The organism is Streptomyces lacrimifluminis (assembly GCF_014646095.1).
Lineage (GTDB): Bacteria > Actinomycetota > Actinomycetes > Streptomycetales > Streptomycetaceae > Streptomyces > Streptomyces lacrimifluminis.
This window is the reverse complement of record NZ_BMMU01000128.1, coordinates 1-578: the sequence shown is the minus strand read 5'-3', so window position 1 is coordinate 578 and position 578 is coordinate 1. Positions and strand designations below refer to the sequence as shown.

Below are 578 nucleotides of genomic sequence, written 5' to 3'. Positions count from 1 at the left end.
CCCAGTGAACTCGCCTGTAAGGGTGGGGTGGTGGGTGGTTGGTCGTTGTTTGAGAACTGCACAGTGGACGCGAGCATCTGTGGCCAAGTTTTTAAGGGCGCACGGTGGATGCCTTGGCACCAGGAACCGATGAAGGACGTGGGAGGCCACGATAGTCCCCGGGGAGTCGTCAACCAGGCTTTGATCCGGGGGTTTCCGAATGGGGAAACCCGGCAGTCGTCATGGGCTGTCACCCACATCTGAACACATAGGGTGTGTGGAGGGAACGCGGGGAAGTGAAACATCTCAGTACCCGCAGGAAGAGAAAACAACCGTGATTCCGGGAGTAGTGGCGAGCGAAACCGGATGAGGCCAAACCGTATGCGTGTGAGACCCGGCAGGGGTTGCGTATACGGGGTTGTGGGATCTCTCTTTCATGGTCTGCCGGCCGTGAGACGAGTCAGAAACCGTTGATGTAGGCGAAGGACATGCGAAAGGTCCGGCGTAGAGGGTAAGACCCCCGTAGTCGAAACATTAACGGCTCGTTTGAGAGACACCCAAGTAGCACGGGGCCCGAGAAATCCCGTGTGAATCTGGCG

Annotated in this window: 1 rRNA gene; it reads left to right on the top strand. The window is 58.0% G+C overall.

Features of this window, described 5'->3' with window-relative positions:
* Nucleotides 1-81 precede the first annotated feature (81 nt).
* Nucleotides 82-578: ribosomal RNA gene (locus IEY89_RS40235) — 23S ribosomal RNA — on the top strand; the annotation flags it as partial.